At 33.2% G+C, this 879-nt stretch carries 1 pseudogene; it reads right to left on the bottom strand.

The window, feature by feature from the left end:
- Window positions 1-321: 321 nt before the first annotated feature.
- Window positions 322-777: pseudogene (locus RHOW815_RS08325) on the bottom strand (integrase core domain-containing protein); the annotation flags it as partial.
- Between the last annotated feature and the right edge of the window lie 102 nt (window positions 778-879).

Here is an 879-nt window from a genome sequence, read left to right on the forward strand (position 1 = left end):
TAAGTCAGCTCTCTGGCTAGGGATCAGTTTTTTCATACTCAATAGCTTAACACAAAACAAAATATTTTTCTATACGATTGAATCGGAACCACTATATACCCTTCATATTCAAATTAAAAGTGTTCTAGACAGAACTTGAGTTGACAGACAGCACTTCACTGACAGTGTCAACTTGGTGTATACTAGTTTAATTTCAAATTAAGGATTATATCTTGGTATTTTGAAAAAAATCTCTTCACCTTCATAGAAGGTATTGTTCTTTGCTTAAAGATTTTTATATGGTTCAAATTCTTAATTTGAAGCCAAACTAGTATAATGTGTCTAGCATTTCATTTGTGCTAGATGCTTTGCATCCTGAAATGTTTGCCATGGTGTCTTCCCATAACAATATTTCCCAGAATGGACTCGCTCTTCATTGTACTCTGTTACCCATTTATCCACATCCATTTGCAGTTCTTCTAGACTATGATAAACTTTTTGCCTAAATGCTGATGCATAAAATTCATTTTGAATCGTCTGATGAAACCTCTCACAGATTCCGTTGGTTTGAGGATGCCTTGCCTTTGTTCGATTATGTTCAATATCTTCTATTGTAAGATAAAGCTCATATTCATGGTATTCCCGACTCCCACAGTACTCTATCCCTCTAAGGTTAAGTATTCTTAACACTCTTAACTCTTGTTCTTCAAACCAGGGTATTGTTTTATCATTTAATACTTCTGCTGCTACTAGTGCATTTTTTCTGTCATACAACTTAGCAAAAGCAACTTTACTATAAGGTATACTAGTTTGATTTCAAATTAAGAATTGCATAAATGGGTTTTTTTGAAAAAGTTGCTCTATCTTGCAAGAAGAGGTTGTTCTTTTTATAAAAATGTT

Origin of the sequence: Candidatus Rhabdochlamydia sp. W815 (assembly GCF_018642185.1) — a bacterium.
In the GTDB taxonomy this organism is placed as follows: Bacteria; Chlamydiota; Chlamydiia; order Chlamydiales; family Rhabdochlamydiaceae; genus Rhabdochlamydia; species Rhabdochlamydia oedothoracis.